General features: G+C 55.1%; 19 protein-coding genes. All 19 read left to right on the top strand.

Translation table 11 applies throughout. The annotated features are described in order from the left end of the window. The first annotated feature begins 52 nt into the window (after nt 1-52). Complete coding sequence (mtnA, locus tag AC0J41_RS17955) at nt 53-1,129, top strand: S-methyl-5-thioribose-1-phosphate isomerase (protein WP_473013213.1); 1,077 nt, start codon at nt 53-55, stop codon at nt 1,127-1,129. A gap of 423 nt (nt 1,130-1,552) precedes the next feature. Further along, on the top strand, nt 1,553-4,327 hold the full coding sequence (gene gyrA / locus AC0J41_RS17950) for a DNA gyrase subunit A (protein WP_473013212.1): 2,775 nt from the start codon (nt 1,553-1,555) through the stop codon (nt 4,325-4,327). Between the two features lie 240 nt (nt 4,328-4,567). Next, nucleotides 4,568-5,653 carry a 3-phosphoserine/phosphohydroxythreonine transaminase gene (gene serC, locus AC0J41_RS17945; RefSeq protein WP_473013211.1) on the top strand — a complete coding sequence of 362 codons (1,086 nt, stop codon included), beginning with the start codon at nt 4,568-4,570 and terminating at the stop codon, nt 5,651-5,653. Beyond that, entirely contained in the window at nt 5,653-6,747 is a 1,095-nt protein-coding gene (gene pheA, locus AC0J41_RS17940; RefSeq protein ID WP_025113086.1) for a prephenate dehydratase, read from the top strand. The genes serC and pheA overlap by 1 nt, the downstream gene beginning before the upstream one ends. 13 nt (nt 6,748-6,760) lie before the next feature. Further along, a complete protein-coding gene (gene hisC, locus AC0J41_RS17935; RefSeq protein ID WP_473013210.1) occupies nt 6,761-7,873 on the top strand; it encodes a histidinol-phosphate transaminase in 1,113 nt (370 codons plus the stop codon). A gap of 28 nt (nt 7,874-7,901) precedes the next feature. Then, nucleotides 7,902-10,109 carry a bifunctional prephenate dehydrogenase/3-phosphoshikimate 1-carboxyvinyltransferase gene (locus AC0J41_RS17930; RefSeq protein ID WP_338802653.1) on the top strand — a complete coding sequence of 736 codons (2,208 nt, stop codon included), beginning with the start codon at nt 7,902-7,904 and terminating at the stop codon, nt 10,107-10,109. After that, on the top strand, nt 10,106-10,795 hold the full coding sequence (cmk, locus tag AC0J41_RS17925) for a (d)CMP kinase (protein WP_473013209.1): 690 nt from the start codon (nt 10,106-10,108) through the stop codon (nt 10,793-10,795). The genes AC0J41_RS17930 and cmk overlap by 4 nt, the downstream gene beginning before the upstream one ends. 119 nt (nt 10,796-10,914) lie before the next feature. Next, nucleotides 10,915-12,597 (top strand): 30S ribosomal protein S1, encoded by a 1,683-nt coding sequence (rpsA, locus tag AC0J41_RS17920; protein WP_025113090.1) that lies wholly within the window; start codon nt 10,915-10,917, stop codon nt 12,595-12,597. A gap of 214 nt (nt 12,598-12,811) precedes the next feature. After that, nucleotides 12,812-13,102 carry a hypothetical protein gene (locus tag AC0J41_RS17915; protein WP_473013208.1) on the top strand — a complete coding sequence of 97 codons (291 nt, stop codon included), beginning with the start codon at nt 12,812-12,814 and terminating at the stop codon, nt 13,100-13,102. A 153-nt stretch (nt 13,103-13,255) separates the two neighbouring features. Further along, nucleotides 13,256-13,552 carry an integration host factor subunit beta gene (gene ihfB, locus AC0J41_RS17910; RefSeq protein ID WP_003189779.1) on the top strand — a complete coding sequence of 99 codons (297 nt, stop codon included), beginning with the start codon at nt 13,256-13,258 and terminating at the stop codon, nt 13,550-13,552. A 27-nt stretch (nt 13,553-13,579) separates the two neighbouring features. Next, nucleotides 13,580-13,819 carry a LapA family protein gene (locus AC0J41_RS17905; protein WP_473013207.1) on the top strand — a complete coding sequence of 80 codons (240 nt, stop codon included), beginning with the start codon at nt 13,580-13,582 and terminating at the stop codon, nt 13,817-13,819. Nucleotides 13,820-14,043: 224 nt separating this feature from the next. Then, nucleotides 14,044-15,120, top strand: a complete 1,077-nt coding sequence (gene rfbB, locus AC0J41_RS17900; RefSeq protein WP_025113093.1) for a dTDP-glucose 4,6-dehydratase — start codon at nt 14,044-14,046, stop codon at nt 15,118-15,120. Beyond that, nucleotides 15,117-16,010 (top strand): dTDP-4-dehydrorhamnose reductase, encoded by an 894-nt coding sequence (gene rfbD / locus AC0J41_RS17895; protein ID WP_473013206.1) that lies wholly within the window; start codon nt 15,117-15,119, stop codon nt 16,008-16,010. Before rfbB ends, rfbD begins: the two co-directional genes overlap by 4 nt. Next, nucleotides 16,007-16,897 (top strand): glucose-1-phosphate thymidylyltransferase RfbA, encoded by an 891-nt coding sequence (gene rfbA, locus AC0J41_RS17890; protein ID WP_025113095.1) that lies wholly within the window; start codon nt 16,007-16,009, stop codon nt 16,895-16,897. The genes rfbD and rfbA overlap by 4 nt, the downstream gene beginning before the upstream one ends. 53 nt (nt 16,898-16,950) lie before the next feature. Then, entirely contained in the window at nt 16,951-17,874 is a 924-nt protein-coding gene (locus AC0J41_RS17885) for a glycosyltransferase (RefSeq protein WP_473016017.1), read from the top strand. Continuing rightward, a complete protein-coding gene (locus AC0J41_RS17880; protein WP_473013205.1) occupies nt 17,871-18,830 on the top strand; it encodes a UDP-glucose 4-epimerase family protein in 960 nt (319 codons plus the stop codon). Before AC0J41_RS17885 ends, AC0J41_RS17880 begins: the two co-directional genes overlap by 4 nt. 485 nt (nt 18,831-19,315) lie before the next feature. Next, a complete protein-coding gene (locus AC0J41_RS17875; RefSeq protein WP_025113098.1) occupies nt 19,316-20,134 on the top strand; it encodes an ABC transporter permease in 819 nt (272 codons plus the stop codon). Further along, nucleotides 20,124-21,485 (top strand): ABC transporter ATP-binding protein, encoded by a 1,362-nt coding sequence (locus AC0J41_RS17870; RefSeq protein WP_367085304.1) that lies wholly within the window; start codon nt 20,124-20,126, stop codon nt 21,483-21,485. The genes AC0J41_RS17875 and AC0J41_RS17870 overlap by 11 nt, the downstream gene beginning before the upstream one ends. Further along, nucleotides 21,482-24,499: a polysaccharide pyruvyl transferase family protein gene (locus tag AC0J41_RS17865; protein ID WP_473013204.1), complete on the top strand. Its 3,018-nt coding sequence runs from the start codon at nt 21,482-21,484 to the stop codon at nt 24,497-24,499. Before AC0J41_RS17870 ends, AC0J41_RS17865 begins: the two co-directional genes overlap by 4 nt. Nucleotides 24,500-24,501: the final 2 nt, after the last annotated feature.

The following is a 24,501-nucleotide window of genomic DNA, read 5'->3' as shown; positions in this document are numbered from 1 at the left end:
GCGGGGGGATCGCTATAATCGGCGGCTTTTGTTCATGAGTGCGGGGTGAGGGATGCGCGATCGACTGTTGGCTGCGGAGAAAGTAAAGGCCATCGATTGGCGAGATGGCGCGCTCCACCTGCTGGATCAGCGTATTTTGCCGTTCGAGGAAAGCTGGATTGCCTACACCAGCGCCGCTGGCGTGGCTGAGGCAATTCGTTCGATGGTGGTGCGGGGCGCACCGGCCATTGGCATCAGTGCCGCTTATGGCATCGTCCTCGCGGCCCGTGCGCGGATCGCCGAAGGTGGCGACTGGTACGCGGCGCTGGAAGAGGATTTCGCCTTGCTGGCCGACTCCCGCCCGACCGCAGTCAATCTGTTCTGGGCCCTTGGGCGCATGCACGATCGCCTGGATCGCCTGAAAGAAAACGCCGATCCGCTGGCGGCGCTGGAAGCCGAAGCTATCGCTATTCATGAAAGCGATCGCGAAGCCAACCTGACCATGGCCCAGCTCGGCGTCGATCTGATTCGCAAGCATCAGGGCAATGCCCAGGCGATCCTGACCCACTGCAACACCGGTGCGCTGGCCACTGGCGGTTTCGGTACGGCGCTGGGGGTAATTCGTGCGGCGTACCTTGAAGGTATGGTGGAGCGGGTTTATGCCGACGAAACCCGGCCGTGGCTGCAGGGTTCGCGTCTGACTGCGTGGGAGTTGGCGAATGAAGGTATCCCGGTGACTCTCAATGCCGACTCCGCCGCCGCGCACATCATGAAGACCAAAGGCGTGACCTGGGTGATCGTCGGTGCTGACCGCATCACCGCCAATGGCGATGTGGCGAACAAGATCGGCACCTATCAACTGGCGGTCAATGCCATGCACCACGGCGTGCGCTTCATGGTGGTGGCGCCGAGTTCGACCATCGACATGAATCTGGCCAGTGGCGACGACATCCCGATCGAGGAGCGTGACGGCGCCGAACTGCTGGAAGTCGGTGGCAAGCGCGTCGGTGCAGACGTCGAGGCGTTCAACCCGGTGTTTGACGTGACGCCGGCGGATCTGATCGATGCGATCGTGACCGAGAAAGGCATCGTCGAGCGTCCGGATACCGCGAAAATGGCCCAGTTGATGTGCCGCAAGCGCCTGCATTGACAGGTTCAGTAGCGGCGTCGGCCTCTTCGCGAGCAGGCTCGCTCCCACAGGTTTTGCATTCACTGCAGAACACTGTGGGAGCGAGCCTGCTCGCGAAAGGGGCTTAAAAGTCAATAAACATCCACAAACCAAGCCTCAAATCTGCATTCAAAGAAGCTCTGAGCCTCTCTCGTCCCCTTTACGCCTGTCATCGGTCAACTAACTATGCTCCATGCGCATCTGGGGGATAGGTGCGTGGCGGCTCTTGTGATAACATCCGGCGTTTTCCGAGGCAGCTTCACGGAGCTGTCTTTACTGCGCAAATCCACGATCCAATGTTGATTTGTCGTAAGTCGGCGCATGGCACTCAGCCTGCCCCGACGAGCTTCGTTCATCCCATATGGATATGACGAAGTTTCACCAGAAAAAGGAATCAGGCTTCTCATGGGCGAACTGGCCAAAGAAATCCTCCCGGTCAATATCGAAGACGAGCTGAAACAGTCCTACCTCGACTACGCAATGAGCGTAATCGTCGGCCGTGCACTGCCGGATGCGCGCGATGGCCTCAAGCCCGTGCACCGTCGCGTACTGTTCGCGATGAGCGAGCTGGGCAATGACTTCAATAAGCCGTACAAGAAATCTGCCCGTGTTGTCGGTGACGTGATCGGTAAGTATCACCCGCACGGTGATACCGCGGTGTACGACACCATCGTCCGCATGGCTCAGCCTTTCTCCCTGCGCTACCTGCTGGTTGACGGTCAGGGCAACTTCGGTTCGGTCGACGGCGACAACGCCGCGGCCATGCGATACACCGAAGTGCGCATGACCAAGCTGGCGCACGAGCTGCTGGCCGACCTGCACAAGGAAACCGTGGACTGGGTGCCGAACTACGACGGCACCGAACTGATCCCGGCGGTCATGCCGACCCGCGTGCCGAACCTGCTGGTCAACGGTTCCAGCGGTATCGCCGTGGGCATGGCGACCAACATTCCGCCGCACAACCTCGGTGAAGTCATCGACGGTTGCCTGGCCCTCATCGACAACCCCGAGCTGACCGTCGATGAGCTGATGCAATACATCCCCGGTCCGGACTTCCCGACTGCCGCGATCATCAACGGTCGCGCCGGCATCATCGAGGCCTATCGCACCGGTCGCGGCCGCATTTACATGCGCGCACGCTCGATCATCGAAGACATCGACAAGGTTGGTGGTCGTCAGCAGATCGTCATCACCGAATTGCCTTACCAGCTGAACAAGGCGCGTCTGATCGAGAAGATCGCCGAGCTGGTAAAAGAGAAGAAGCTCGAAGGCATCACCGAACTGCGCGACGAGTCCGACAAGGACGGTATGCGCGTCGTGATCGAACTGCGTCGCGGTGAAGTGCCTGAGGTCATCCTCAACAACCTCTACGCCCAGACCCAGCTGCAATCGGTATTCGGCATCAACATCGTGGCGCTGATCGACGGTCGTCCACGCATCCTTAACCTCAAGGATCTGCTGGAAGCCTTCGTTCGCCACCGTCGCGAAGTGGTCACCCGTCGTACCGTGTTCGAACTGCGCAAGGCTCGTGAGCGTGGTCACATCCTCGAAGGCCAGGCCGTTGCCCTGTCGAACATCGACCCGGTCATCGCCCTGATCAAGGCTTCGCCGACCCCGTCGGAAGCGAAAGAAGCGCTGGTCAGCACCCCGTGGGAATCCTCGGCCGTAGTGGCGATGGTTGAGCGTGCCGGTGCCGATTCGTGCCGTCCGGAAAACCTCGATCCGCAATACGGTCTGCGCGAAGGCAAGTACTTCCTGTCGCCAGAGCAGGCGCAAGCCATTCTGGAGCTGCGTCTGCACCGTCTGACCGGTCTGGAACACGAGAAGCTGTTGGCCGAGTATCAAGAGATTCTCAACCAGATCGGCGAGCTGATCCGCATCCTCAACAGCGCCGTGCGCCTGATGGAAGTGATCCGCGAAGAGCTGGAAGTGATCCGCGCCGAATACGGCGACGTGCGCCGCACCGAAATTCTCGATGCGCGTCTCGACCTGACCCTGGGTGACATGATCCCGGAAGAAGAGCGCGTCGTGACCATCTCCCACGGTGGCTACGCCAAGACCCAGCCGCTGGCTGCGTACCAGGCTCAGCGTCGTGGCGGTAAAGGCAAATCGGCCACCGGCGTCAAGGATGAGGACTACATTGCTCACCTGCTGGTTGCCAACAGCCACACCACGCTGCTGCTGTTCTCCAGCAAGGGCAAGGTGTACTGGCTCAAGACGTACGAAATTCCGGAAGCATCCCGTGCTGCCCGTGGCCGTCCGTTGGTCAACCTGTTGCCGTTGAGCGAAGGCGAATACATCACCACGATGCTACCGGTCGATCTCGAGGCCATGAAGCGTCAGGCTGACGAAGAAGAGGCTGAAGGCGCCGAGGCTGACGTAGAAGAAATCGAAAACAGCAACGAGACCGACGAAGAGCGCCGCGCGCGCATCAAGGCTGCTGACCGCAAGAAGGCTCCGTTCATCTTCATGTCGACCGCTAACGGTACTGTGAAGAAGACGCCGCTGGTGGCCTTCAGCCGTCAGCGCAGTGTCGGTCTGATCGCGCTGGAGCTGGACGAAGGTGACATCCTGATCTCCGCAGCCATCACTGATGGCGAGCAGGAAATCATGCTGTTCTCCGATGGCGGCAAAGTGACGCGCTTCAAGGAATCCGAAGTTCGTGCCATGGGCCGTACCGCTCGTGGTGTGCGTGGCATGCGTCTGCCGGAAGGGCAGAAGCTGATTTCCATGCTGATTCCGGAAGAAGGCAGCGAAATTCTGACTGCATCCGAGCGCGGCTACGGCAAGCGTACAGCCATCACCGAGTTCCCTGAGTACAAGCGTGGCGGCCAGGGCGTTATCGCCATGGTCAGCAACGAGCGTAACGGCCGTCTGGTCGGTGCGGTTCAGGTGCAGGATGGCGAAGAAATCATGCTGATCTCCGATCAGGGCACCCTGGTGCGTACCCGTGTCGACGAAGTGTCGAGCCTGGGTCGTAACACGCAGGGCGTGACCCTGATCAAGCTGGCCAAGGATGAAACCCTGGTCGGTCTGGAGCGGGTTCAGGAGCCTTCGGAAGTCGAAGGTGAAGAGTTTGAGGGTGAAGAGGGTGAGGCGTTCGAAGGCAATGTCGTGATCGACGATGCTGCCGAAGACCAGCAACTCGACGCCGCAGCTGACGAAGAGCCGCAGGAATAAGCGGGCAAGCGAGGGGGCGGATGAGAATTCGCCCCCTTGTTATTTGTCCGGTATGAAACATCGGAGATCTCTTGTAGGAGTGAGCCTGCTCGCGATGCAGGCGCCGCGGTGCATCTGAAATACCGCAGTGATGCAATCGCGAGCAGGCTCACTCCTACAGGGGGATGCGCTTCAGTGCCGTTCCGGTGTCGACGATTAATGCGATTTAATGCGTGATATCAAATCAGAGCGAGATTGGATGTGAGCAAGCGAGCCTATAACTTCTGTGCCGGTCCTGCGGCGCTTCCTGAAGCTGTCCTGCAACGTGCCCAGGGTGAACTCCTTGATTGGCATGGCAAGGGTCTGTCGGTCATGGAAATGAGCCATCGCAGTGATGAGTTCGTGTCCATTGCCAATCAGGCCGAGCAGGATCTGCGTGACCTGCTGAATATCCCGTCGAACTATAAAGTGCTGTTTCTGCAAGGTGGCGCCAGCCAGCAATTTGCGCAGATTCCACTGAACCTGCTGCCGGAAAACGGTTCTGCCGATTACATCGATACCGGCATCTGGTCGCAGAAAGCCATCGAAGAAGCCTCGCGCTACGGCCACGTCAATGTTGCCGCCACCGCCAAGCCTTACGACTATTTCGCCATCCCGGATCAGAGCGAGTGGAACCTGTCGAAAGACGCCGCTTATGTCCACTACGCGCCGAACGAAACCATCGGCGGCCTGGAATTCCAGTGGATCCCGGAAACCGGCGACGTACCGCTGGTGGCTGACATGTCTTCGGACATCCTCTCGCGTCCGGTCGACATCTCGCGTTTCGGCATGATCTACGCCGGTGCCCAGAAGAACATCGGTCCGAGCGGCATCGTGGTCAACATCATCCGTGAAGACTTGCTGGGCAAGGCTCGTGCGCTGTGCCCGACCATGCTCGACTACAAGGTCGCGGCCGATAATGGCTCGATGTACAACACCCCGCCGACCCTGGCCTGGTACCTGTCCGGCCTGGTGTTCCAGTGGCTCAAAGAGCAGGGTGGCGTTGAGGCCATCGCCAGGCTCAATGACGCGAAGCAGCGCATACTGTACGACTTCATTGATGCCAGTGGCCTCTACAGCAACCCGATCAAGAAGTCGGACCGCTCGTGGATGAACGTGCCGTTCCGTCTGGCTGACGATCGCCTGGACAAGCCGTTCCTGGCGGGTGCCGACGAGCGCGGTCTGCTCAATCTCAAGGGCCATCGCTCCGTGGGCGGCATGCGCGCCTCCATCTACAACGCCGTCGACATCAACGCCGTCAATGCGCTGGTGGCGTACATGGCTGAATTCGAGAAGGAGCACGGCTGATGTCCGAGCAAGAACTCAAGGCACTGCGCGTTCGCATTGATGCCCTCGACACCAAAGTCCTGGAGCTGATCAGTGAGCGTGCGCGTTGCGCCCAGGAAGTCGCGCGAGTAAAGATGGCCTCGCTGGCCGAAGGCGAAGTGCCGGTGTTCTATCGTCCTGAGCGCGAAGCTCAGGTGCTCAAGCGTGTTATGGAGCGCAATCAGGGGCCGCTGGGCAACGAAGAGATGGCGCGCTTGTTTCGCGAAATCATGTCCTCGTGCCTGGCCTTGGAGCAGCCGCTGAAAGTGGCTTATCTCGGCCCTGAAGGCACCTTCACGCAAGCTGCGGCCATGAAGCACTTCGGTCACGCGGTGATCAGCAAACCGATGGCGGCGATCGATGAAGTGTTCCGTGAAGTGGCGGCGGGTGCGGTGAATTTTGGCGTGGTGCCGGTGGAGAACTCCACCGAAGGTGCGGTCAACCACACCCTCGACAGCTTCCTCGAACACGACATGGTGATCTGTGGTGAGGTCGAGCTGCGCATTCACCACCACCTGTTGGTCGGTGAAAACACCAAGACCGACAGCATCAGCCGCATCTACTCCCATGCCCAGTCGCTGGCCCAGTGCCGCAAGTGGCTGGACGCGCACTACCCGAATGTCGAGCGCGTCGCGGTGTCGAGCAACGCCGAAGCAGCCAAGCGGGTTAAAGGTGAGTGGAATTCGGCGGCGATTGCCGGCGACATGGCTGCAGGTTTGTACGGCTTGACGCGTCTGGCCGAGAAGATCGAAGACCGTCCGGACAACTCGACGCGCTTCCTGATGATCGGTAATCAGGAAGTGCCGCCGACCGGCGATGACAAGACTTCGATCATCGTTTCGATGAGCAACAAGCCCGGCGCACTCCATGAGTTGCTGGTGCCGTTCCACGACAATGGCATCGACCTGACTCGTATCGAAACCCGTCCGTCGCGCAGCGGCAAATGGACGTATGTGTTCTTCATTGACTTCGTCGGCCACCACCGCGACCCGTTGGTCAAAAGTGTGCTGGAAAAGATCAGTCAGGAAGCAGTGGCACTCAAAGTGCTGGGTTCCTACCCGAAAGCAGTTCTCTAAGGGGCGGTAGCAAATGAGTGGCAATTTCCTCGCTCTGGCACAGCCGGGCGTGCAACAACTTTCGCCGTACGTTCCGGGCAAGCCTGTGGACGAACTGGCGCGCGAGCTGGATCTGGATCCGGCGAAAATCGTCAAACTGGCGAGCAACGAAAATCCGCTGGGCGCCAGCCCGAAAGCGCTGGCGGCAATCCGCGAAGAGCTGACCGAGCTGACCCGCTATCCGGACGGCAACGGCTTCGCGCTCAAATCCCTGCTGGCCGAGCAGTGCCGCGTCGAGCTCAATCAGGTGACGCTGGGCAACGGCTCCAACGACATTCTCGAGCTGGTGGCGCGCGCCTACCTGGCGCCGGGCCTGAACGCGGTATTCAGCGAGCACGCATTCGCCGTTTACCCGATTGCGACCCAGGCGGTCGGCGCTGAGGCCAAAGTGGTTGCGGCCAGAGATTGGGGGCATGACCTGCCTGCGATGCTCGCGGCCATCGACGCCAACACTCGCGTGGTGTTCATCGCCAACCCGAACAACCCGACTGGCACCTGGTTCGGCGCTGAAGCGCTGGACGAGTTCCTGCAGGATGTGCCGGAGCATGTGCTGGTGGTGCTGGACGAGGCGTACATCGAGTACGCCGAAGGCAGCGATCTGCCGGACGGTCTGGACTTCCTTGCGGCGTATCCGAACCTGCTGGTGTCGCGCACCTTCTCCAAGGCCTATGGTCTGGCAGCGCTGCGCGTGGGTTATGGCCTGTCCACCGCTGTCGTGGCAGACGTGCTGAACCGCGTACGCCAGCCGTTCAACGTCAACAGCCTTGCCCTGGCTGCGGCCTGTGCAGCGCTGAAAGACGAAGAGTATCTGGCGCAAAGCCGTCAGCTCAACGAGGCCGGCATGCAGCAACTGCAGGCAGGTTTTCGGGAGCTGGGTCTGAGCTGGATCGAGTCCAAGGGCAACTTCATCTGTGTCGACCTCGGTCAGGTGGCAGCGCCGATTTTCCGGGGCCTTCTGCGTGAGGGCGTGATTGTGCGTCCGGTGGCCAATTACGGCATGCCGAACCACCTGCGGGTGACCATCGGTCTGCCGGCGGAAAACAGCCGCTTCCTCGAGGCGCTGCGTAAGGTTCTGGCTCGTGGGTGATGTCACTGCTCTGCAATCTGCTGCACCTATGATCGGTCGCCTGGTGGTGGTTGGTCTGGGATTGATTGGTGGTTCGTTTGCCAAAGGTTTGCGTGAAAGTGGTATCTGCCGCGAAGTGGTCGGGGTCGATCTCGATCCGCAATCACGCAAGCTGGCGGTCGAGTTGGGCGTGGTGGATCGTTGTGAGGACGACCTGATCGCTGCCTGTCAGGGCGCCGACGTGATTCAGTTGGCGGTGCCGATCCTGGCCATGGAAAAAGTGCTGGCCCGTCTGGCGAGTGTTGATCTGGGCCAGGCAATTCTGACCGATGTCGGCAGTGCCAAAGGCAATGTGGTGCGTGCGGCGACCGAGGCGTTCGGCGGCATGCCGGCGCGTTTCGTGCCGGGCCACCCGATCGCCGGTTCCGAGCAGAGCGGGGTGGAAGCTTCCAATGCCGAACTGTTCCGTCGTCACAAGGTGATTCTGACTCCGCTTGAGCAAACCGATCCCGCCGCGCTGGCGGTGGTCGATCGCTTGTGGCGCGAGTTGGGCGCCGATGTCGAGCACATGCAGGTCGAGCGTCACGATGAAGTGCTGGCTGCGACCAGTCATCTGCCGCACCTGTTGGCTTTCGGTCTGGTCGACTCGTTGGCCAAACGCAATGAAAACCTTGAGATCTTCCGTTACGCTGCGGGCGGTTTCCGCGATTTCACAAGAATCGCCGGAAGCGACCCGGTGATGTGGCACGACATCTTCCTCGCCAACCGCGAGGCTGTCCTGCGCACACTCGATACATTTCGCAGCGACCTCGACGCCTTGCGCGACGCGGTCGATGCAGGGGATGGGCACCAATTGTTGGGCGTCTTCACGCGCGCCCGGGTTGCCCGCGAGCATTTCAGTAAAATCCTGGCCCGCAGGGCCTATGTGGACGCTATGAATTCCAACGATCTGATTTTCCTGGCTCAACCTGGTGGCCGCCTGTCCGGTCGGATTCGCGTACCGGGTGACAAATCGATTTCCCATCGCTCGATCATGCTCGGCTCGCTGGCTGAAGGCGTGACCGAAGTCGAAGGTTTCCTTGAGGGCGAAGATGCCCTGGCAACCTTGCAGGCGTTCCGTGACATGGGCGTGGTCATTGAAGGCCCGCACCACGGTCGTGTGACCATTCACGGCGTCGGCCTGCATGGCCTGAAGCCTGCGCCGGGCCCGATCTATCTGGGCAACTCCGGTACCTCGATGCGTCTGCTGTCCGGCCTGTTGGCTGCGCAGAACTTCGATAGCACCCTGACGGGTGATGCTTCGCTGTCCAAGCGTCCGATGAATCGCGTGGCCAATCCGCTGCGTGAAATGGGCGCGGTGATCGAAACTGCAGCCGAAGGTCGTCCGCCGATGACCATTCGCGGCGGGCACAAGCTCAAAGGCCTGACTTACACCATGCCGATGGCCAGTGCGCAGGTGAAGTCCTGCCTGCTGCTGGCGGGTCTGTATGCTGAAGGCAAGACCACCGTGACCGAGCCGGCGCCGACCCGTGACCATACCGAGCGCATGCTGCGCGGCTTCGGCTACCCGGTGAGCGTCGATGGCGCCACGGCGTCGGTCGAGTCCGGCGGCAAGCTGACCGCGACCCACATCGAGGTACCGGGCGACATTTCGTCGTCGGCGTTCTTCCTGGTGGCGGCATCGATCGCTGAGGGCTCCGAGCTGGTGCTGGAGCACGTCGGCATCAACCCGACCCGTACCGGTGTCATCGACATCCTGCGCCTGATGGGTGCGGACATCACGCTGGAAAACCAGCGTGAAGTCGGTGGCGAGCCAGTGGCTGACTTGCGCGTGCGGGCAGCTAAACTCAAAGGTATCGAGATTCCGGAAGCGCTGGTGCCACTGGCCATTGACGAATTCCCGGTGCTGTTCGTGGCAGCGGCCTGTGCTGAAGGGCGCACCGTGCTGACCGGCGCCGAAGAGCTGCGAGTCAAGGAGTCGGATCGCATTCAGGTGATGGCGGACGGCTTGCTGGCGCTGGGCGTCAAATGCCAGCCGACCCCGGACGGCATCATCATTGATGGCGGCCAGATCGGTGGTGGCGAAGTGCACGGTCATGGTGATCACCGTATCGCCATGGCCTTCAGCGTCGCCTCGCTGCGCGCCACTGCGCCGATCCGTATCCATGATTGCGCCAACGTCGCGACGTCGTTCCCGAACTTCCTCGCGCTGTGTGCGCAGGTCGGCATTCGTGTTGCTCAAGAGGCTCAGTCGTGAAAAACATTGCACCGGTCATCACCATCGATGGGCCAAGCGGTTCGGGCAAGGGCACGGTAGCCGGGATTCTGGCCAAGCGTCTGGGCTGGAACCTGCTGGATTCCGGTGCGCTGTATCGCCTCCTGGCGTTCGCTGCGCACAACCATGGTGTCGACCTGACCAATGAAGAGCTGCTGAAGAAGCTGGCTGCTCATCTGGATGTGCAGTTCATTGCAGCGGCTGAAGGCCAGTTGCAGCGCATCATTCTTGAGGGTGATGAAGTCAGTGATGTCATCCGCACTGAAAGTATCGGCGCCGGCGCTTCCCAGGTGGCGGCACTGCCGGCAGTTCGCGAGGCGCTGCTGCAGCGCCAGCGGGCATTTCAGGAGGCTCCGGGGCTGGTGGCTGATGGTCGGGACATGGGCACGGTGGTGTTTCCCGATGCGCCGCTGAAGATTTTCCTGACGGCCAGTGCCGAGGAGCGGGCGCGTCGTCGATATTTGCAGTTGAAGGGCAAAGGCGAGGATGTTAGTCTGTCGAGTCTGCTAGATGAGATCCGTGCGCGCGACGAGCGTGACACCCAGCGAGCGGTAGCCCCGCTTAAGCCGGCGGCTGACGCCATACAGCTGGATTCCACGGAGTTGTCCATCGATCAGGTGCTTGCACGCATCATGAGCGAGATCGCCATTCGCGATATCGCCGGGTGACCAAGAAGGCTGCAGGGGACCAGTCATAGTCCTGCAGCGCTTCTTTTATATGAAACTAACCCACACCGTCTGGGGTGTGGAGATGGGCGTATCCTTCGCCCTCATTTACAGGAATTAAAATGAGCGAAAGCTTTGCGGAACTCTTTGAAGAAAGCCTAAAAACCCTGAACCTTCAGGCAGGCTCCATCATCACCGGTGTTATCGTTGATATCGATTACCAAGCTCGCTGGGTAACCGTTCACGCTGGCCTGAAGTCTGAAGCACTCATCCCGCTTGAGCAGTTCTACAACGACGCTGGCGATCTGACTATCAATGTCGGTGACGAAGTTCACGTTGCTCTGGACTCGGTTGAAGACGGTTTCGGTGAAACCAAGCTGTCCCGTGAAAAAGCCAAGCGCGCTGAATGCTGGATCGTTCTGGAAGCAGCCTTCGCAGCTGAGGAAGTGGTCAAGGGCGTTATCAACGGTAAGGTTAAAGGCGGCTTCACTGTCGACGTTAACGGCATCCGTGCGTTCCTGCCAGGTTCCCTGGTTGACGTCCGTCCAGTGCGCGACACCACGCACCTGGAAGGCAAAGAGCTGGAATTCAAGGTCATCAAGCTGGACCAGAAGCGCAACAACGTTGTCGTTTCCCGTCGCAGCGTCCTGGAAGCCGAGAACTCCGCCGAGCGTGAAGCTCTGCTGGAATCCCTGCAGGAAGGCCAGCAAGTCAAAGGTATCGTCAAAAACCTCACCGATTACGGCGCATTCGTCGATCTGGGTGGCGTGGACGGCCTGCTGCACATCACCGACATGGCCTGGAAGCGCATCAAGCATCCTTCCGAGATCGTCAACGTTGGTGACGAAATCGACGTTAAGGTTCTGAAATACGATCGCGAACGCAACCGTGTTTCCCTGGGCCTGAAGCAACTGGGCGAAGATCCATGGGTTGCTATCAAAGCCCGTTACCCAGAAAGCACTCGCGTTACCGCTCGTGTAACCAACCTGACCGACTACGGCTGCTTCGCTGAGCTGGAAGAAGGCGTTGAAGGTCTGGTACACGTGTCGGAAATGGACTGGACCAACAAGAACATCCATCCTTCGAAAGTCGTACAAGTCGGCGACGAAGTGGAAGTTATGGTTCTGGACATCGACGAAGAGCGTCGTCGTATCTCCCTGGGCATCAAGCAGTGCAAATCGAACCCATGGGAAGATTTCTCTGGCCAGTTCAACAAGGGCGATAAAATCTCCGGCACCATCAAGTCGATCACCGATTTCGGTATCTTCATTGGTCTGGACGGCGGCATCGACGGCCTGGTTCACCTGTCCGACATCTCCTGGAACGAAGTGGGCGAAGAAGCTGTACGTCGTTTCAAGAAGGGCGACGAACTGGACACCGTTATCCTGTCGGTTGACCCAGAGCGCGAGCGTATTTCCCTGGGTATCAAGCAACTGGAAAGTGATCCGTTCTCCGAGTACGTCTCGGTTAACGACAAAGGCGCAATCGTTACTGGCACCGTGAAAGAAGTTGACGCCAAAGGCGCCATCATCGTTCTGGCCGACGATATCGAAGCAACTCTGAAAGCCTCCGAAATCAGCCGTGACCGCGTTGAAGACGCGCGCAACGTTCTGAAAGAAGGCCAGCAAGTAGAAGCCAAGATCATCAGCGTTGATCGCAAGAGCCGCGTAATTCAGCTGTCGATCAAATCGAAAGACGATGCTGAAGAGAAAGAAGCTATCCAGAGCCTGAACTCTGTTCAGGAAGCTCCAGCCGATACCACCATGGCTGCTCTGCTGAAGCAAGCAATGGCCAAACAGAACTAAGTTCTGCTTGATCATGAAAAAGGGCGACTTCGGTTGCCCTTTTTTGTGTCTGCGATTTGGTGAGTTGTGATGCGGTCTGGGTGTCTTGGGTCGCTGGTGAAACCAATCTGTTTGCCTGGTTGTCTGTTTCTTTAATCGGATCAATTGCCTGTTCGCGACTAAGCTAGGTGTTAGTCGTGTAGTGGTCGGGCTGTTGCCTGGCATAAGGAAGTGGATGAACAGATTTATTGTCTTCATGGCGGTGTCGGTGTCGGTGTCGGTGTTGGCTGGTTGCACCACAAGTGCCAAGACGCATGCGGTACGTGGGGTCAGTGGCATCGAGATCGATTGTTCCGGCCTGGGTTCGGGGTGGGAGAAATGTCAAAGGCGCGCAGCGAAAGAGTGCAAGGGGGCGGGTTACAAGGTGCTCACCCGGTCTGATGACGCAAAGGATGACGATGAGTTTCCATTTGGCTTCAACCCCGCAGGCTATGTAACCCGAACCATGCTGGTGATGTGTCGCTGACCGCGCGCTGATCCGGTTTGGTGTTTTTATGTTCTGAAAACGGGCGTTTCGACGCCGAGGAAGATATGTCAATCCCTGGGCTGTTCAAAATCTTCCGGGCGTGCTAAAACCTTTCAAGCGCTGATCTAGCTGCTTGAAAAAGAAGGGAAAAATATGACGAAGTCGGAGTTGATCGAACGAATTGTCACCCATCAAGGGCTACTCTCATCCAAGGATGTGGAGCTGGCCATCAAGACCATGCTTGAACAAATGTCCCAATGTCTGGCCACCGGTGATCGCATCGAGATCCGCGGGTTTGGCAGCTTCTCCCTGCATTACCGTGCGCCACGTGTCGGGCGCAATCCAAAGACTGGTCAGTCTGTCAGTCTGGACGGCAAATTCGTTCCGCATTTCAAGCCGGGCAAGGAATTGCGCGACCGGGTGAATGAGGAAGAGGAGGAGGGGGTTTGACAGTCGCTATCTCTCAAGGAGTCAATCATGCGTAACCTCAAGCGCATGCTTCTTGGCGTTTTCATTTTATTGTTGGTATTGGTGATTCTGGCGTTCGTGCTCGAGAATCAGCAATCCATCTCGTTGATGTTCCTCGGTTTGGCTGGGCCACAACTTCCAGTATCGTTGGTGGTGGTCTGCGCATTGCTCGTTGGCATGCTGATTGGTCCGATCCTTGGGTGGTTTCTGGGGCGTTCGTCCAGAGCTGCACGAAAGCGCCTTGTCTGAGTTTGATGGCTGCAGCGCGCCTATCAAATTTGGGTCGTCGCTTGTCCATATCCATTAGTAAAACGTTCATTAAGCTGTAAAATGCAACCCTTGTTCGATAGTGGTCTATTTCCACGTCGATTCAGACTGACTCTGACGGAAGCCCTGAGGTTGGTGGCTTCCGCATTCATGGATTAGACAGCGCTCTTATATGGCCTGTCCGCAGCTCAAGGGTATGCTTTCGCGTGAAAATTCTAGTTACCGGCGGCGCCGGGTTCATCGGCTCGGCAGTCATCCGTCACATCATCTCCAACACCACCGACTCTGTCGTTAACGTTGATAAGCTGACCTACGCCGGTAACCTGGAGTCTTTGGCTGAAGTCAGTCATGACTCGCGATACGCTTTTGAGCGTGTTGATATTTGTGATCGTGATCAGATTGATCGTGTTCTGCGTGAGCATCAACCCGATGCGATTATGCATCTGGCCGCAGAATCTCATGTCGATCGCTCTATTTCCGGGCCTTCCGAGTTCATCCAGACCAACATCATCGGCACTTACACATTGCTTGAAGCGGCTCGCCATTATTGGGCTGCACTGGATGATGCGCGTAAAGCCAGCTTCCGTTTCCATCACATTTCGACTGACGAAGTTTATGGTGATCTGGAAGGTCCGGAAGATCTGTTCACTGAAACTACACCTTATCAGCCGAGCTCCCCGTACTCGGCCAGCAAGGCCAGTTCCGATCACCTGGTTCGCGCATGGGCTCGCACCTACGGCTTGCCGACACTGGTGACAAACTGCTCGAACAATTACGGCCCTTGCCACTTTCCCGAAAAGTTGATCCCGTTGATCATTCTCAATGCACTGGAAGGCAAGCCATTGCCGGTCTATGGCAAAGGCAATCAGGTTCGCGACTGGTTGTATGTCGAAGACCATGCGCGTGCGCTGTACAAGGTTGTAACTGAAGGTGTCATTGGCGAGACCTACAATATTGGTGGTCACAACGAGAAGCAGAACATTGAGGTTGTCCATACTCTTTGCGCGCTGCTTGATGAGCTTCGTCCTGATTCCGCGCATCGTCCGCACGCAAGTCTGATTGCTTATGTGCAGGATCGCCCTGGCCATGACCAGCGCTACGCGATCGATGCAAGCAAGATTCAACGTGAGCTTGGCTGGACGCCGGAAGAAACCTTCGAAACCGGTATTCGCAAGACTGTCGAGTGGTATTTGCAGAACACTGAGTGGGTTGCTCACGTGAAGAGCGGCAGCTATCAGCAGTGGATCGATCAAAACTACGCAGACCGTTCAAAAAAAGCATGAAAATCCTTCTACTTGGAAAAAACGGCCAGGTAGGCTGGGAGCTGCAACGCTCCCTGGCTCCTCTTGGCGAACTGGTTGCTCTGGATCGCCACCCGGTTGGCGGTCTGACTGGTGATCTGTCTGACCTTGACGCGCTGCGTAATACGATTCGTCAGGTCAAGCCCGACATCATTGTCAATGCGGCGGCTTACACTGCCGTTGATAAGGCCGAATCCGAAATCGAGTTGGCTGATCGCGTGAACGCTCTCGCCACGGAGGTTATGGCGCAGGAAGCTGCGTCTTTGAACGCGTGGCTGGTTCACTATTCCACCGACTATGTGTTCAGTGGTGAAGGCTTGGCTGCGTGGCGGGAGACCGACGCGGTATCGCCGGTCAATCACTATGGCGCCAGCAAGCTGGCAGGCGAACAGGCGATAGTCGCCTCGGGTTGCAAGCACCTGATTTTCCGTACAAGTTGGGTCTATGCAGCGCGTGGCAATAATTTCGCCAAGACCATGCTGCGTCTGGCCAAGGATCGCGAGACGCTTGGCGTCATCGCCGATCAGATCGGCGCTCCAACAGGTGCTGACCTGATTGCTGACGTGACAGCATTGGCTATTCAGCGGGTTCTGCTCCGCCCTGAGTTGGCAGGTCTCTATCATTTGGCCGCCGCCGGCGAAATCTCTTGGCACGGATATGCCTGTCATGTGATTGACCTTGCCAAGGCTAACGGTGAGGAGCTTGCCGTCAAGGCGATCAATCCGATAGATACCACCGCCTACCCGACTCCTGCGCGCCGCCCTCTGAATTCCCGACTGGATACTCAGAAACTGCGCGACAACTTTTCTCTACACTTGCCGGATTGGCAAAGTGGTGTAACCCGAATGATTATGGAAGTTCTGAATAAATGATCACGACAAATCGTAAAGGCATCATTCTCGCCGGCGGTTCCGGCACACGCCTGCATCCACTGACGCTCGGCGTTTCCAAGCAGATGCTGCCCATCTACGACAAGCCGATGATCTTTTATCCTTTGTCGGTGCTGATGCTGGCCGGCATGCGTGAAATTCTGATCATTTCCACGCCCGATGATTTGCCAAGCTTCCGCAAGTTGCTGGGAGACGGAAGTCTTTACGGTATCAAGCTGACCTATGCGGAGCAGCCAAGCCCGGATGGTCTTGCTCAGGCGTTCATCATTGGTGAAGAGTTCATCGGTGATGATCCTTGCTGTCTGATTCTGGGCGACAATATTTTTCATGGTCAGCATTTCTCCGACAACCTGCGCTCAGCCTGCTCTCAGCAGGAGGGGGCCACGGTGTTCGGATATCATGTTTCTGATCCTGAGCGCTTCGGTGTCGTGGAGTTTGATGCGCAAGGTCGGGCGCTGAGCATTGAAGAGAAGCCGGCCAAGCCCAAGTCGAGCTATGCCGTTACCGGTTTGTATTTCTATGACAACAAGGTTGTCGAGATTGCCAAGGGAATCAAGCCTTCTCCGCGTGGGGAGCTTGAAATCACCGATGTAAATCGCGCCTATTTGAGCCAGGACTCCTTGAAAGTGGAGCTTCTTGGTCGCGGTTTCGCATGGTTGGATACAGGGACTCACGAATCGCTTCTTGAGGCCAGTCACTTTGTGCATACGATCGAGCATCGGCAGGGCTTCAAGGTCGCATGCCTGGAAGAAATCGCCTACAACAATGGCTGGATTGATGCCGCCCAGCTCGCGCAACAGGCGGAGCGCTTGAAGAAAACCGGCTACGGGCAATATCTGCAGCAACTGTTGGAGACAGGTCATATCTGAATTTGCTCGGGAAGATTCAGTGCGCCCTTCTTTAGGGGTAATTCAGGGCTGGTATAGCGGTGAGACCCATTAAAGTTGCAATTTTGCTTGCTGCGTACAATGGCATGGCATGGATCGAAGAGCAGGTCGCTTCGATTCTTTGCCAGCAGGGGGTGGAGCTCAACCTCTTTATCAGTATCGACCCCTCAACCGATGGTACTGAAGCCTGGTGTGCAGATCTTGCCGCCCGACATGATTGTGTGACAGTGCTGCCTACCGGTGATCGGTATGGCGGCGCTGCATGTAACTTCTATCGCTTGGTTCGTGATGTCGATCTGACTGCGTTTGATTTCGTAGGGTTTGCTGATCAGGACGATATTTGGCTTCCTGAGAAACTGAAGCGCGCCACCGATATTCTTGCAACCGGTGAATACTCCGCTTATTCGAGCAATGTCACGGCCTTTTGGTCGGATGGGCGAACTGTTGTTTTGAACAAGGCGCAGCCTCAGGTTGCCTGGGATCATATATTCGAGGCGGCAGGTCCAGGTTGTACCTATGTATTCAGTCGCGCATTGGCGCAACACCTGAAGCAATCAATGCTGGCCAACTGGCACTCGCTGCAGGGTGTCACTTTGCATGACTGGTTCTGTTACGCCTTTGCGCGCAGCCATGGATATCGCTGGTTCATAGATCCTTTGCCTTCTATGCGATATCGGCAGCACGAGCACAATCAGGTGGGCGCGAATACCGGAATTTCCAATCTGATTGCTCGATACAAAACGATCCATGATGGTTGGTGGTTTGATCAGGTGCGATTGATTGTGCGGTTGGTGGGCTTGGATTCGGATCCTTTTGTTCGGCGCTGGTCGAAGCTGGGGCGTTGGCAGTTACTCAAACTATCACTGAGTGCTGCAAGTTGCCGGCGACGATTGCGTGACAAAGTGTTGTTTTTCTTTACCTGTTGGTTAACTTCTCTGTTAGGAGGGAAGGCAAGATGACTTCCCGAAGAGTATTGGTTACAGGTGCTACCGGCTTTGTCGGTGAGGCGGTCGTTCTCCGATTATTGCTTGATCGGGTCCTGACTCCGGTAGCTGTCGTCAGAAGGGCATCGTGTTTGTCAGGATTGTGCCCCACGGTAATGTTCGACCTTGCCAGTTCGAATGAGCTGCCCGAGTTCGAGAATATCGATGCAGTGATTCACGCGGCGGCGCGCGTGCATGTCATGAAAGAGGCAGCACCAGATGCGCTCGCAGCCTTCAGAAAAATAAATGTCGACGGTACTGTGAAGCTGGCGCGAAAAGCGGCGCAATCAGGGGTCAGACGCTTCATATTTATCAGTTCGATCAAGGTTAACGGTGAGGTGACGCTGCCAGGTCATCCGTTCAAGGCGGATGATATCCCGGCGCCTCTTGATGCGTACGGCATTTCAAAGCTCGAGGCGGAAGAGGCGCTGAAAAGTATCGGTAAAGAGACCGGGATGGAGGTTGTCATTATCAGGCCTCCGCTTGTCTATGGGCCGGGTGTAAAGGCGAATTTCTACCGGATGATGAGCGTGCTGACGAGGCGGTTGCCGTTGCCGATGGGCGCAATCAATAATCGTAGAAGTATGGTGGGTATCAGTAATCTGGTGGATCTGATTGTCACCTGTGTCGATCACGTTGGTGCAAGGAATCAGACCTTCCTGGTCAGCGATGGCAGAGATTTGTCCACTAGCGAACTGTTGCGTTGCCTGCGAGAGACAATCGGTGGCAAGGCGTTGCTGATACCTTTTCCCGAAGTGGTGCTCAGGGCGGTCTTGAGATTGTGTGGAATGCACTCTGTCATACAGCGAGTTTGTGGTTCTTTGCAGGTTGACATTACGGCAACAAAGGCGGCTCTCGGTTGGTCTGCGCCTTATTCTCCAGAGGTGGAGTTGAAGAAAACTGCACTAAAGTTTCTCGAGAGCCAACAATAAATTATTGTTGGTCTGGAACTTTGGAAGTGCGGTTGGAATGTTGTTAGGTTGCAGATATTAACAATAATTACTGGGGCTGTATCTTTTTTTTGTTCTGATGTATAATGGGGGGTATTTTTATATTTGTTTTTGTACTTAAGAGTAGTGGATCCCGTTGAGTTTTGAGTCGAAATATTTCCTCTTGGGGTGCATTACCAATCTTGCTTAAAGGATTAATGTGGTGGAGTTAAAGTGGAGTGGTTTTTGGAAGTTGTCATGAAAGTGCTGTTTTGCACATGGCTAACTAATCATTCGCTTTTCTCTAATCAATGAGATTGATTTAAAATGAAGTTTGGTCAAGTGGATGGTTCTGTGATTTTTATGAGCGGTGTAGCAGAACATTTTGGGTCTTGCGAGTCGATCATTGTGGGAATTAATGTTAGGCAGTTACGCATCGTTTCAGATGGTGCAGGAAATCTCCCGAGCGATGCTGAGGTGTGCTGGTAATGGAAAAGTTTTCAATTTCGCCCCTGAATATGGTCAGTAGTTTCTGGAAAAATCGCGGACTTATCAAGGCTTTGGTCAAGCGCGAAATTGTTGGGCGTTATCGCGGCTCCATGATGGGTATCCTGTGGTCATTCCTGATCCCAGTATTTATGTTGAGTGTGTATACACTCGTGTTCAGTGTTATTTTCAAGGCGCGCTGGGGCGGAGGAGGTGACTCTAAAGTCGAGTTCGCGCTGGTGCTGTTTGCCGGTCTGCTGGTTTATAACTTTTTTGCTGAATGTATCAATAAATCACCGTTATTGATTACAAGTAATATAAATTATGTAAAGAAAGTTATTTTCCCTCTTGAGATTCTGCCTTGGGTCAGTATGGGGGCGGCTCTATTTCATGCGCTTATCAGTTTGAGTGTCTGGATTGCAGCGTATGCCTTGCTTTTTGGTATTCCTCATTTGACCGTATTTCTTATTCCTTTGGTTTTTTTACCTCTTATATTGTTTGTGATGGGGTTTTCCTGGCTGCTCGCAGCGTCCGGGGTTTTTCTGCGTGATATATCGCAACTGATCGGCATTATTACGACCACGCTGATGTTTCTGTCGCCGATCTTCTATCCGGCAACAGCCATTCCTGAAGAATTCCGCAGCCTGCTTTTCATGAACCCTCTGACCCCAGTAATTGAGTTGGCGCGAGGCGTATTATTTTTTGGGCAAGGTATTGATTGGGGACTCTACTCAATCTGCATGGCGGTCTCCGTCGTCGTGTGCTGGTTGGGTTTCGCCTGGTTCCAAAAAACAAGAAAGGGGTTTGCCGATGTCCTCTGATATCTCGATCAAAGTTGAGAACCTGAGCAAGTGCTATCACATCTACGACAAGCCCAGCGACCGCTTGCTGCAAATGCTTTCTCCAGTGAGAAAGCAGTACTACAAAGAATTTTGGGCGCTTCGCGATCTTTCGTTTGAGGTCAAGCGAGGAGAGTCGATTGGTATTCTCGGCCGAAACGGTTCGGGCAAATCAACGCTTTTGCAAATGATTTGCGGCACACTGAACCCGACCACCGGCAGCGTGCAGACATTTGGCAGGATTGCTGCGTTGCTTGAACTTGGCTCGGGGTTCAATCCAGATTTTACCGGTCGTGAGAATATTTTTCTGAATGGCACGATTCTCGGCCTGACCCAGAAAGAAATCGAAGACCGTTTTGACGCCATCGCTGCTTTCGCAGATATCGGTGATCACCTTAACCAGCCGGTTAAAACATATTCGAGCGGGATGCTGGTTCGTTTGGCGTTTGCCGTACAGGTCCAGGTGACTCCGGACATCCTAATCGTTGACGAGGCGCTCGCAGTTGGCGATGCGTTGTTTCAAAAGCGCTGCTTTCAGCAGATTGAAAAGCTGATTTCTGATGGCACCACGCTACTTTTTGTTTCCCACGATCAGGAAAGCGTTCGCACCCTGACTCACCGAGCTTTGCTTCTTCACAAAGGTGTGAGGAAGATGTGGGGTAAATCATCTGACGTCGTTCTGGAGTATCGTCGGATGCTTCATGAGGATGAACGCCAGAGCTTTCTTGAGTACGGTGCAAAGCTGACGGCCAATGCGGCAGCCACTACAGCGGCTGTTAAAGAGGCAAAGGTCAAAGGCGTTGAACTTCCGGAGAAACATAACAAGATCAAGTCTTTTGGTGATCTGGAAGCTGAAATTCTGGGTGTGAAAATCCTCGATTCCAAAGGTGTTGAGGTCTCGCATTTTTATATTGGCGAGCGCCTCACGATCAAGGTCTCGCTGCGGGCGAACGTTGATCTGAATAATGTCAACGTTGCATTTCGTATTCGAAACAAGGAAGGCGTCAAGATTACTTCATGGGGCACATTGAATCATGATATGCGGGCCTCACTGAAGAATGCTGACGCGTCTGAAATTATTTGGCTGAAGAACTTCAGCGCAGGTACAGAGTTCGCGGTGGAGTTCAATGCTGCCTGTACGCTTGGTGCAAACCTATACGAGGTCCAGGCGACGGTGACTCGTGAGCATGATATGTATTATGGGTCGCAACAGATATTGCATTGGATGGACGAAGCTGCCTTCTTTACTGTTGCAATCAAACAGCAAGAGCATGTTGTTGGCGGAATTTGCGATTTGGGTTTTGAACAAAAACTTATAGAGCATTCAGCATGAAAGTTGCCATCTTCAATGACACCAGCAGCTATCACCATATAGGTTGCCTCGCCGTGTCGGATGCTCACGACAGAATGCTCTCGGAAGTGGGGGCAATCGTCGAATATCGACACTTCGTCAATGAGTTTCATGATCTGTGGCAGGGTGACGAAAAATCGACCCGTGATTTTCTTGCAAATAGTGCCCTGGCAGCAGAAATTTCTGCAGTGGATGCTGTGGTGGTCAATGGTGAAGGCACGATCCATCACGGATCAGGCCTTCATTTGCTTGCCATCCTCGCCTATGCTCAAGAGCTGGGCAAGCGCACTGTTTTGGTGAATGCGGTCTTGCAGGATGTACCTGTTTATCTCGATGTCCTGGCAAAGCTTGATGACTTGACCGTCAGAGAGGTGAACTCATTCAGATACCTGTCTAGCCTGGGCATTGACTCGCGAATTGTATCCGATTCGATTGTTGGAGCACGGTTCAACCCAGGTGTTGACGAAAACTATCGTGACAAGGTCATTATCACCGACTGTCATTTGTCTCGAGAGGATGTAAGGCAGGTTCTGGAAAGAGCCAACGTCGAATTTTCTGCTGATTGTGTTTACTTTCCGCTTGAATATGAAAACAGTGTAAATGACTGGCGGGATACTTTAAGAAAATTTCGCGCAGCGAAGCTTGTTATTACAGGTCGCCACCACGCCGTCTATCTGGCTTTACTCGCGAACACTCCATTTATTGCCCTGCCTTCCAATACCTGGAAGATTGAGGGGACGCTGGAGCAGTTGGGCGGGTTGTTCGCGATGTGGACGGGAGAAGATATCGTCGACATGGCTCATCGTGCCATAGCGAATCCCGAGGCATACAAATCCGTATTCGCTCACAAACTGCTTGCCAATCCATTGAGCACTTTTGCGAACCTGCGTGACAGTGGCGTTCCAAAGTCTCTGCTGGATATCGAAGCCTATAAGGAATTGGCAACGAAGTATTTTTCGCCTCTGTCAGACGTTCTGTTTCTAGGTTCGAATGCAAGTCTGCGTTTGTTTAAAAACCACTCGATTGCACGAAACTTCGTATTCAGTGAGATCCCTCTCTCAGTATTGACCGATGGCACCATTGATGCAGTTGCTCTAAAAGGCGTAGTTCCCGAATCAAGTCGTGACATCGATACGATCGTTTGCATCGATGCTGTTGTGGATTCGGCAGGACTTACGCTTCTCACTGCTCTTGCAGCGGAGAAGCTACGGCCTGGAGGTCGTCTTCTGGTTCGGTGTTCGAACGATTCGTGTGCTGATGGGGATATTTCCCCCGAGAATAAATCAGCTCTTGAGGCCAAGGGGCTGCTTTTTGAATCAAGTCTGAGCATTGCTGCACTTCAGGCGCAGACAGCTGAGAGTAACTGGATTCTCTCGTTTTTCAGAAGTCCCCTCGTAAAATATTCTGCGCCGTATGAAGAGAGAAACCTGCCGGAATTTAATGGCAAGACTCACCTCGTTGATTTTGCTCGATATTACGAAAATCCATGGATTGTCCATTCCGTAGTGGAAATTCCGTGGAGGATAAAGAGTGCTGAACAACTGTTCAAATTGTCCGAACAGATACTCTCACGTTCCAGTGATGCCAGCGCAGACCAAGGTGCTGCATTGGCCATCCTCGGGTGGCGATACTTCGAGGCGGACTCGGCGGTAGACTTGTTGGGCTGGGGTGACGCGGTTGATTTGTATCTGAAAAATGATCGGTCGGATAATCCGCATGTTCGCAGATGGTGTGTTTCGTTAAATTATCTTCAGGCTCGATTTTGCCACCGTGCCAATTTGCAACAGCGAGCGCTGCAGTATTACAAAAGTGTTGTGAATAGCGAGATCTTCAGTATCACGCCGACACTTGGAACAAAGCAGGTCAGTGCGGCCTATCATGCCGGTATGATTCACTGGAATGCGAGTGAGCGTGAACAAGCGATCAGCATGTGGAAGCAGGGAGTCAAGCTCGCATTTGAGTGTTTGAGCTCTGATATGTTGGAGTTTGTTGGAAATATCGATCAACCTTTCATGTTCTCGTTGAATGACTCCGTGGAAATCATCGACGGTGCCGTTCAGTGTGCCTCGGCACTGAATATTGCATCGAAGTCCTCTGTGGCTTCCGAATGTTTTATTTTGTCGGCATTGGACGAAGTTGCGCGAAATGCATTGCGTAGTGCTTTCAATAGAGTTTCGCTGGAGTTGCAAGAATGCAGCGCTGAAAAGGTCTCTCTCCACGCTCGCCTTAACGAAACGTTGACGGCCAAGAAGTACGCTGAGGATCTGGCGTTCGGACGCCTGGATGAGATAAACAGCCTTTGTTCCGAAATTCAAAAGGTTCAGGATCAGTTAAAACTGACGGAAGACGCCAAGGGCTACGCAGAATCGTTGGCGATTTCCCGCTTGGCGCAGCTGGATGCATTAAACGCCAACGTTAGCTCAATGGACAGAATTCACTTCCTTTGCACGGTGAATGATGATCTGAGAGAACAGTTGAGTCTGACTGAGAGCGCAAAGGATGAATCTGACGCTCTGGCCATTTCCCGCTTGGGCGAGCTTGATGCGCTCAATGTAAAAAGCATAGAGCAGTCCGAAAAGTTTGGTGCAGAGCTTCGTTCACTGTCGGAGCAGTTGCAAGCGACAGAAGACGCCAAGGCTTTTGCGGAGAAATTGGCCATTGCTCGATTGGATGAACTCAATGCACTCAAAGAGAATACTGAAAAGCAGGATGAGATTGTTGGGCTCTATGCAGAGAATCAAGCTTTAAGGGAAAGGCTACAACTGACAGAAGACGCCAAGACTTTTGCGGAGGAATTGGCCATTTCTCGATTGGATGAACTCAATGCATTCAAAGAGAATACTGAAAAGCAGGATGAGATTGTTGGGCTCCATGCAGAGAATCAAGCTTTAAGGGAAAGGCTACAACTTACAGAAGATGCCAAGACTTTTGCGGAGGAATTGGCAATTTCTCGTTTGGCTGAGCTCGATGCTATTAAAAAAAGTGAAGGGAATTGATA

This window comes from Pseudomonas sp. Arb-4-2C (assembly GCF_055755015.1).
Note: the sequence above shows the minus strand (reverse complement) of the source record. Positions and strands in the feature narration are given on the sequence as shown.

Excerpts from the sequence above, each read along its gene's own strand:
- AC0J41_RS17865 (WP_473013204.1), top strand. The coding sequence starts at position 21,482 with ATGAAAGTTGCCATCTTCAATGACACCAGCAGCTATCACCATATAGGT.
- AC0J41_RS17875 (WP_025113098.1), top strand. The coding sequence starts at position 19,316 with ATGGAAAAGTTTTCAATTTCGCCCCTGAATATGGTCAGTAGTTTCTGG.
- hisC (WP_473013210.1), top strand. The coding sequence starts at position 6,761 with ATGAGTGGCAATTTCCTCGCTCTGGCACAGCCGGGCGTGCAACAACTT.
- AC0J41_RS17905 (WP_473013207.1), top strand. The coding sequence starts at position 13,580 with ATGCGTAACCTCAAGCGCATGCTTCTTGGCGTTTTCATTTTATTGTTG.
- AC0J41_RS17915 (WP_473013208.1), top strand. The coding sequence starts at position 12,812 with ATGAACAGATTTATTGTCTTCATGGCGGTGTCGGTGTCGGTGTCGGTG.
- rpsA (WP_025113090.1), top strand. The coding sequence starts at position 10,915 with ATGAGCGAAAGCTTTGCGGAACTCTTTGAAGAAAGCCTAAAAACCCTG.
- ihfB (WP_003189779.1), top strand. The coding sequence starts at position 13,256 with ATGACGAAGTCGGAGTTGATCGAACGAATTGTCACCCATCAAGGGCTA.
- rfbA (WP_025113095.1), top strand. The coding sequence starts at position 16,007 with ATGATCACGACAAATCGTAAAGGCATCATTCTCGCCGGCGGTTCCGGC.
- gyrA (WP_473013212.1), top strand. The coding sequence starts at position 1,553 with ATGGGCGAACTGGCCAAAGAAATCCTCCCGGTCAATATCGAAGACGAG.
- AC0J41_RS17870 (WP_367085304.1), top strand. The coding sequence starts at position 20,124 with ATGTCCTCTGATATCTCGATCAAAGTTGAGAACCTGAGCAAGTGCTAT.
- mtnA (WP_473013213.1), top strand. The coding sequence starts at position 53 with ATGCGCGATCGACTGTTGGCTGCGGAGAAAGTAAAGGCCATCGATTGG.
- AC0J41_RS17880 (WP_473013205.1), top strand. The coding sequence starts at position 17,871 with ATGACTTCCCGAAGAGTATTGGTTACAGGTGCTACCGGCTTTGTCGGT.
- AC0J41_RS17930 (WP_338802653.1), top strand. The coding sequence starts at position 7,902 with ATGATCGGTCGCCTGGTGGTGGTTGGTCTGGGATTGATTGGTGGTTCG.
- rfbD (WP_473013206.1), top strand. The coding sequence starts at position 15,117 with ATGAAAATCCTTCTACTTGGAAAAAACGGCCAGGTAGGCTGGGAGCTG.
- pheA (WP_025113086.1), top strand. The coding sequence starts at position 5,653 with ATGTCCGAGCAAGAACTCAAGGCACTGCGCGTTCGCATTGATGCCCTC.